Here is an 8,225-nt window from a genome sequence, read left to right on the forward strand (position 1 = left end):
ACCAGTCCTCAAGCGAGACCGACGGCCGTGAGCAGCACGTCGAGGGCCTTGATGCCGACGAAGGGAACGATGACGCCGCCAAGCCCGTAGATGAGCAGGCTGCGCCGCAGGAGCGCCGCCGCGCCGAGCGGCCGGTAGCGCACACCGCGCAGCGCCAGGGGGATGAGCGCGATGATGATGAGCGCGTTGAAGATGACCGCGGCGAGGATGGCGCTGAAGGGCGACGTCAGCCCCATGACGTTGAGCGGAGCAATCTGGGGGAACACACCCATGAACAGCGCCGGCAGGATGGCGAAGTACTTCGCCACGTCATTGGCGATGGAGAACGTGGTCAACGTGCCCCGAGTCATCAGGAGCTGCTTGCCCACCTCCACGACCTCCAGCAGCTTGGTCGGATTGGAGTCGAGGTCGACCATGTTCCCCGCCTCCTTCGCCGCCTGGGTGCCGGTGTTCATCGCCACGCCGACATCGGCCTGAGCGAGCGCGGGAGCGTCGTTGGTGCCATCGCCCGTCATCGCCACCAGCTTGCCCTTGGCCTGCTCGGTACGGATGAGCGCGAGCTTGGCCTCGGGAGTCGCCTCCGCGAGGAAGTCATCCACGCCGGCCTCACGGGCAATCGCCGCGGCGGTGCGAGGGTTGTCGCCCGTGATCATCACCGTGCGGATGCCCATGGCGCGGAAGCGGTCGAAGCGCTCGCGGATGCCGCCCTTCACCACGTCCTTCAAGTGGATGATGCCGAGCAGTCGCGAGCCCTCCGCGACAGCAAGCGGCGTCCCGCCCGCGTCTCCGATACGTCCCGCGGCCAGCGCCAGCTCGGAAGGCACCGGGCCGCCCTGCCCCTGCACATGCTTGACGATGGCATCCACCGCGCCCTTGCGGATGCTGCGCGCGTGAGGCTCCACCAGGTCACACCCGCTCATCCGCGTCTGCGCGGTGAAGGGAACGAACGTCGCCTGGTGCGCCAGGAGCTCGCGAGGACGCAGCTTGTAGGTGTCCTTGACCAGCGTGACGATGGAGCGTCCCTCGGGGGTCTCATCGGCCAGGCTCGCGAGCTGAGCGGCCTCGGCCAGCTCCTCCAGGCGCACGCCGGGCATGGGCAGCAGCTCCGTGGCCATGCGGTTGCCGAGTGTAATCGTGCCCGTCTTGTCGAGCAGCAGCGTGTCCACGTCACCCGCCGCCTCGACGGCTCGGCCGCTCATGGCGAGGACGTTCTTGCGCAACAGCCGGTCCATCCCGGCGATGCCGATGGCGCTCAGGAGTCCGCCAATCGTGGTGGGGATGAGACACACGAGGAGCGCCACCACGGCGGTGCCCGACAGCGGCACACCCGAGTAGAGCGCGAGCGGCACCAGCGACACGCACGCCAGCAGGAACACCACCGTGAGCCCGACGAGGAGGATGTGCAGCGCGACTTCATTGGGCGTCTTCTGCCGGGCCGCGCCCTCCACCAGACCAATCATGCGGTCGAGGAAGGACTCGCCCGGGTTGACGGCGATGCGCACGACGATGCGGTCCGACAGCACCTTGGTGCCGCCGGTCACCGCGGAGCGGTCACCGCCGGACTCGCGGATGACGGGCGCGGACTCGCCGGTGATGGCGGACTCATCCACGCTGGCGATGCCCTCCACCACCTCGCCGTCGCCCGGGATGAGGTCTCCAGCCTCGCAGACGACCAGGTCGCCCTTGCGCAAGTCAGGCGCGGGCACCCGCTCCTCGCGCCCCTCGGAAAGACGGCGCGCGGTGGTGTCCTTGCGCATCTTGCGCAGGGCCCCCGCCTGAGCCTTGCCGCGCCCCTCGGCGACCGCTTCGGCGAAGTTGGCGAAGAGGACGGTGAACCACAGCCACAGGGCCACGGACACGGTGAACCAGAGGGGCGCGCCGTCGGTGCGCGGCGACACGAGGTCCTTCACCACCAGCACGGTGGTGAGCAGGCTACCGGCCCACACCACGAACATGACGGGGTTTCGAGCCACATCCCGGGGGTGGAGCTTCTTGAGGCTGTCGAGCAGCGCGGGCTTGAGCAGTGACGCGTCGAAGAGTGACGCGGGCTTCGAGGACGAGGAGCTCATGGCTCAGTAGACCTTTCCGGCCCCGGCGAGGAAGTGCTCGACGATGGGGCCCAGGGAGAGGGCGGGGAAGAAGGTGAGCGCGCCGACGATGACGACGATGCTCACCAGGAGGCCGGTGAAGAGGACGCCATTCGTCGGGAAGGTGCCGGGCCCCGCGGGCACCACCTTCTTGCCCACCATGGAGCCGGCGATGGCGAGCGCGGGGACAATCATCAGGAAGCGCCCGCCGAGCATGGCCAGCCCCAGTGAGATGTTCCAGAACGGGGTGTTCGCGTTGAGGCCCGCGAACGCGCTGCCGTTGTTGGCCGTGCCACTGGTGAACGCGTAGAGGATTTCAGACAGGCCATGCGGTCCCGCGTTGTTGAGCGAGGACACGCCCTGGGGGAGCACGGCCGCGACGGCGGACAGCCCGAGGATGAACAGCGGGAAGATGAGCACGTAGAGCATCGCGAGCTTCATCTCCCGGGCCTCGATTTTCTTGCCCAGGTACTCGGGGGTGCGGCCCACCATCAGTCCGGCGATGAAGACAGAGAGCACGACCATGATGAGGATGCCGTAGAGGCCCGCGCCCACGCCGCCGAAGATGACCTCGCCCAGCTGCATGTTGACGAGCGGCACGAGCCCGCCCAGTGGATTGAAGCTGTCATGCATGGCATTGACGGCGCCGCACGATGCATCGGTGGTGACGACGGCGAAGAGCGTGGACGCGGCGGTGCCGAAGCGCGCCTCCTTGCCCTCCATGTTGCCGACGTGGGCCACCTGCGCGGCGGACACGGCGGCGTTGGGCTGGACCTCGGCGGAGTAGGCGGCGAGCACTCCCACGAAGAACAGGAACGACATGGCGGCGAAGAGAGCCCAGCCCTGCTTCGTGTCACCGGTCATCTTCCCGTAGGTGTAGGTGAGCGCCGAGGGGATGGCGAAGATGAGCAGCATCTGCACCAGGTTGGTGAGCGGCGTCGGGTTCTCGAACGGGTGGGCGCTGTTGGCGTTGAAGAAGCCACCGCCGTTGGTGCCGAGCATCTTGATGGCCTCCTGCGAGGCCACCGGTCCCATCGCGAGCGTCTGCGTCCCGCCCTCGAGCGTCGTCAGCGAGTGATGGGGAGCGAGGTTCTGCAGCATCCCCTGCGAGACGAAGAACAGGGCGACGACGAAGCACAGGGGCAGCAGCACGTAGAGCGTGCCGCGCACCAGGTCGACCCAGAAGTTGCCGAGCGTCTTCGAGCCCTCGGGCCCCGGTCGTCGGGTGAAGCCGCGAGCGAGCGCCAGCGCCACTCCGAGCCCCGCGGCGGCGGAGACGAAGTTCTGCCACGCCAGGCCCGCCATCTGCGTGAGGTAGCTCAGGGTGGACTCACCGGCATACGACTGCCAGTTGGTATTGGTGACGAAGCTGGCGGCGGTGTTGAAGGCGAGCTCGGGCCCCACGGCGCCGAGCTTCTGGGGATTGAAGGGCAGCAGGTGTTGCGCCCGCTGGAGGGTGTAGAGGATGAGCAGGCTCACCAGGCTGAAGGCCAGCAGGGCCCCGCAGTACTCCACCCAGGTCTGCTCACGCCGCTCGCTCGCGCCACTCAGGCGCAACAACCCCCGCTCCACGGGGCCGAGCAGCCGGGGCAACGGCCGCGCCTCGGACTCGAAGACACGGAAGAGGTAGACGCCCAGCGGCTTCGTCAGCGCGAGCAGGAGGGCGAAGAACAACAGGACTTGCAGCCAGCCGATGAGAGTCATTGGAGAGGGCCCTCAGAAGCGCTCGGGACGGAGCAGGGCATAGACGAGGTAGACGGTGAGCAGGACGGCGAGCACGGCGCCGGCGGCGTATTCGAAGGTCATGAGTGGGGACTCCGGGTGAGGCTTGGAGTGGAGCTGCGCATGAGCGAAGTGCACGGCGCGAGGGAGCATCCGGCGGGGTGCACGAAAGCGGGCAGGGTGCGCTCAGAGCCGTTCACAGCCATGGGTGTAGCCAAGCGCGAGGGTGAAGAATCCGACGGTGACGAGGACGAGGACGAAATCCATGGAAGGTCTCCGGGGGGCACATCAGAAGAAGGCGGTGGCGCCGAGCACGACGAGCGTCTCGGTGTCCTTCGGCACGGGCGAGCCGTCATCGGCCGTGGCGCGGCCCGCGAACACCGCCTCCGTCGAGCGGTCATGCCGTGCCTCCAGCTTGAGGGTGAGCTGCTCCGCGGGCTTCACCTCGAGCGTGACGGTCCCGCTCGACAAGGTCTGCGCGACGCCGGTCATCAAGCCATCGGCATCCCGGTAGGCCTCGACACGCGCGGCGAGCGCCACGGGCTCCGCGAGCAGCACCCGGGCATTGAGCCCTGCCGCGTACCAGTTCGCGCGAGTTCCCGAGGGAAGACGCTGTGTCCCCACATCTGCGGTCGCGGCGAGCCACAGCGAGGGCAGGACACGAAACGTCGCCACCGCGTCCGCGAAGAGGCGCAGCCCCTCGTCGCCCGTGGCGCCCTCCTCGCCGATGAAGGTGTTGAGGGCCGCGGAGAGGCGCTCGCCCGCGTAGGCCACTTGAGTGCCCACGGCGAGCCCGCGGTTGTTGTCACCCACGGTCTGCCAGCCATTGAGGACTTGAAGCTGCGCGCTCCACGCCGGGTCGAAGGCCCAGGTCCCCTTGATGCCCGTCTGGTAATAGGGCGAGTACTCGCCCATCCACGAGCGGGTGTACGTCCAGTTGAGCTGGGATTGGAACGACTCGAGCCCGATGTGGCTGGGATACAGCCCCGCCTCCAGGGTCAGCGGCCCCGTGGCGAAGGACACGGACGCCTGTTGGACGTAGCGCCACGCAGCAGGTCCAGAGGCGACACCCTCGGGCTCCGCCGAGTGCACCACCTCCGCCCCCGTTCCAAAGCCCAGGAGCACCTTGAAGCCCACGGGAGCGGGCTCGGCGCTCAGCCCCAGCGAGGCCAGGTTGATGGACACCTCGCCATCGCGCTTGGCGGACGTGCCGGTGCCGGGGAGGAAGCTGGCCTTGTTCGCGGGGCGGTTGAAGTTGTGGGCGAAGTACACATCGACGCCGCCCTCGGGCTGGACCCGGGAGAGGAAGCGGGTCGCCGCCGAGTCGTTGGCCGTGGTGTCGGCAGCAGGCAGGGGCGCATCGGCCTGCCGGAGGAGCAGGGAGAGAAGCAGCTGAGTGGAGTCGATGGACAACATGGGTGCCCATCCAATGAGCACCGCGCGTACCACCCACCCTCTGACAAATCCGTAGGACTATCGCGGGGTTGGGCAGCGCTGGCCGCCGCGCGCATTGCAGCCTGCACGATGACTCCACAGTCGCCGTGCAGCTTGAAGCCCGCACCGAACACTTAAGCCACGGCTTGACAGTCAGGGCGCACAGCGCATACTTAAGCCCATGCTAAACCATGGCGCCGTAGACCGGGTGTTCCAGGCGCTGGGTGACTCCACGCGGAGAGCCATTGTCGAGCGCCTGAGTCAGGGCTCGTTGTCGGTCAGCGACCTGGCGAAGCCGCTCGACATCACCCTCGCGGCGGTCGTTCAGCACCTCCAGGTGCTCGAGGAGAGCGGCCTGGTGCGCACGGAGAAGGTCGGGCGTGTGCGCTCCTGTCACATCCAGCCAGAGGGGCTGCGCGTGGCCGAGGACTGGATTTCCGCGCGGCGCGGCCTGTGGGAGCGCCGCTTCGACCGCTTGGGCGAGTTGCTGGATGGCCCCGAATCCCCCACGCCTTCCCCCCGAAAGAAGGGCAGCTCATGAAGGCACGTCCCGCCGTTCACGGCACATTCAGCATCGAGCGCACGTACAAAGCCTCTCCTGCCCGGGTCTTCGCGGCCTGGGCCGACGTGGAGATGAAGGCCCAGTGGTTCATCGGTCCGCCTGAGCGGTGGCGCCTCGTGAAGCGTGAGCTCGACTTCCGCGTGGGCGGAACGGAGCTGCTCCACGGACAGTTCGAGGGGCGCCACACGAGTGTCTTCACCGCGCGCTACCACTCCATCATCCCCGACGAGCGACTGGTCTACGTCTACGACATGCACGTGGGCGACAAGCACCTGTCCGTGTCACTGGCCACGGTGGAGTTGCACGCGACGAAGACAGGCGGGACGAGGATGGTGTTCACCGAGCAAGCCACCTTCCTCGACGGTGAGGATGGGATGCGCTCACGTGAGGGAGGCACGGCGGAACACTTCGACAGGCTGGGGCGGGTGCTCGAGGAGTCCCGAGACATCGTCTCCTCTCGGCGCTTCGACACCTCCCGAGACCGGCTGTACCAGGCATTCAGCGACCCGGAGCAGCTGTCGCGGTGGTGGGGACCGAAGGGCTCGACGAACACCTTCGAGGTGTTTGAGCTCCGCCCAGGAGGTCAGTGGCGCTTCGTGATGCAGGGACCGGATGGAGCCCGATACACCATGCACAAGGAGTTCACGCAGGTGGTCCCCATGGAGCGGGTCGTCTTCCGACACCTCCAGGAGTCACATCACTTCGAGATGCGCCTCGATTTCGCGGACGAGGGACTCAAGACGCGCCTCACCTGGCGAATGCGCTTTGAGTCGAAGGAGGAGGTCGAGAAGGTCCGCGGCTTCGTCGAGGAAGCCAATGAGCAGAACTTCGATCGACTCGCCGAGCTCCTCGCCACGCGGTAAAGCGCGTCGAGGGCCGTGAGGAAAAAAGAAAAGCCCCCGTCGCACGAGGCGACGAGGGCTTCTCAAAAAGAATCCGGCAGCGACCTACTCTCCCACGCGGTTTCCCGCGGAGTACCATCGGCTCTGGAGGGCTTAACTTCCGTGTTCGGGATGGGAACGGGTGTGACCCCTCCGACATTGCCACCGGAAAACAAGAGACAGTGCATACGAAGGGTAAGTTGCAGCATTCTGCGAGTATCAAGCCTCGCTGTGCTTTTAGAAGTTTCTTCCGGGTGAATGCGCATGCATTCAAGCCTCGGCCTTGGCCCCGAGTCCCTTACTCCCCTCGAGGGGGCGCGCAAGAGATAGGGGGAAGTAAGCCGCTCGACCAATTAGTACTGGTTAGCTCAACGCGTTACCGCGCTTACACACCCAGCCTATCAACGTCGTAGTCTTCGACGGGTCTTCAGGGGCTTGCGCCCGGGATACCTGGTCTTGAGGTCGGTTTCCCGCTTAGATGCTTTCAGCGGTTATCCAATCGGCACATGGCTACCCAGCGATGCCTCTGGCGAGACAACTGGTACACCAGCGGTGCCTCCAACCCGGTCCTCTCGTACTAAGGTCAGAGCCTCTCAAGTATCCTACGCCCACAGCAGATAGGGACCAAACTGTCTCACGACGTTTTGAACCCAGCTCGCGTACCGCTTTAATTGGCGAACAGCCAAACCCTTGGGACCTGCTCCAGCCCCAGGATGCGATGAGCCGACATCGAGGTGCCAAACCTCCCCGTCGATGTGAACTCTTGGGGGAGATAAGCCTGTTATCCCCGGAGTACCTTTTATCCGTTGAGCGATGGCCCTTCCATTCAGGACCACCGGATCACTATGACCTGCTTTCGCACCTGCTCGACGTGTCCGTCTCGCAGTCAAGCTCCCTTATGCCATTGCACTCGCCGCCCGGTTTCCAATCGGGCTGAGGGAACCATCGCGCGCCTCCGTTACTCTTTGGGAGGCGACCGCCCCAGTCAAACTACCCACCAGACAGTGTCCCAATCCCGGCTAACGGGACATGGTTAGACACCAGAAATCAACAGGGTGGTATTTCACCGTTGCCTCCACCGAACCTAGCGGCCCGGCTTCAAAGGCTCCCACCTATCCTACACAGTCAATCCCTAGTGTCACTGTCAAGTTATAGTAAAGGTTCACGGGGTCTTTCCGTCTTGCTGCGGGTAAACTGCATCGGCACAGCTATTTCAATTTCGCTGAGTCCCTCTCCGAGACAGCGCGGAAGTCGTTACTCCATTCGTGCAGGTCGGAACTTACCCGACAAGGAATTTCGCTACCTTAGGACCGTTATAGTTACGGCCGCCGTTTACTGGGGCTTCGGATCATCGCTTCGCCTTGCGGCTGACGAATCCCCTTAACCTTCCAGCACCGGGCAGGAGTCAGACCCTATACGTCGGCTTGTCGCCTTCGCAGAGTCCTGTGTTTTTGGTAAACAGTCGCTACCGCCATTTCTCTGCAACCTCTCTCGGCTCCAGCTGTACGCCTTCACCTACCAGAGGCCCACCTTCTTCCG

At 65.5% G+C, this 8,225-nt stretch carries 6 protein-coding genes and 2 rRNA genes (1 of these 8 cut by a window edge); 2 read left to right on the forward strand and 6 right to left on the reverse strand.

From position 1 onward, the window contains the following. Positions 1–8: 8 nt before the first annotated feature. From kdpB to VZQ01_RS18705, 4 genes are all read right to left on the reverse strand, one after another. On the reverse strand, positions 9–2,069 hold the full coding sequence (kdpB, locus tag VZQ01_RS18690; RefSeq protein ID WP_223752103.1) for a potassium-transporting ATPase subunit KdpB: 2,061 nt from the start codon (positions 2,067–2,069) through the stop codon (positions 9–11). A gap of 3 nt (positions 2,070–2,072) precedes the next feature. Next, positions 2,073–3,791, reverse strand: coding sequence for a potassium-transporting ATPase subunit KdpA (kdpA, locus tag VZQ01_RS18695; RefSeq protein WP_426748541.1), 1,719 nt, complete (start codon positions 3,789–3,791; stop codon positions 2,073–2,075). 12 nt (positions 3,792–3,803) lie between these two features. Then, complete coding sequence (gene kdpF, locus VZQ01_RS18700) at positions 3,804–3,893, reverse strand: K(+)-transporting ATPase subunit F (RefSeq protein WP_046710363.1); 90 nt, start codon at positions 3,891–3,893, stop codon at positions 3,804–3,806. Positions 3,894–4,097: 204 nt separating this feature from the next. Beyond that, positions 4,098–5,225 (reverse strand): outer membrane beta-barrel protein, encoded by a 1,128-nt coding sequence (locus VZQ01_RS18705; RefSeq protein WP_426748542.1) that lies wholly within the window; start codon positions 5,223–5,225, stop codon positions 4,098–4,100. 199 nt (positions 5,226–5,424) lie between these two features. On the opposite strand from VZQ01_RS18705, the gene VZQ01_RS18710 reads away from it, so the two are divergent. Continuing rightward, on the forward strand, positions 5,425–5,784 hold the full coding sequence (locus tag VZQ01_RS18710; protein WP_223752106.1) for an ArsR/SmtB family transcription factor: 360 nt from the start codon (positions 5,425–5,427) through the stop codon (positions 5,782–5,784). Beyond that, entirely contained in the window at positions 5,781–6,668 is an 888-nt protein-coding gene (locus VZQ01_RS18715; RefSeq protein WP_223782060.1) for an SRPBCC family protein, read from the forward strand. The genes VZQ01_RS18710 and VZQ01_RS18715 overlap by 4 nt, the downstream gene beginning before the upstream one ends. A gap of 71 nt (positions 6,669–6,739) precedes the next feature. On the opposite strand, the gene rrf is transcribed toward VZQ01_RS18715, so the two are convergent. Together rrf and VZQ01_RS18725 are read right to left on the reverse strand one after the other, a co-directional pair. Further along, positions 6,740–6,856 (reverse strand): 5S ribosomal RNA (gene rrf, locus VZQ01_RS18720). A 162-nt stretch (positions 6,857–7,018) separates the two neighbouring features. Further along, positions 7,019–8,225: ribosomal RNA gene (locus VZQ01_RS18725) — 23S ribosomal RNA — on the reverse strand (it continues 1,757 nt past the right edge of the window).

The organism is Myxococcus faecalis (genome assembly GCF_050039385.1).
Lineage (GTDB): Bacteria > Myxococcota > Myxococcia > Myxococcales > Myxococcaceae > Myxococcus > Myxococcus fulvus.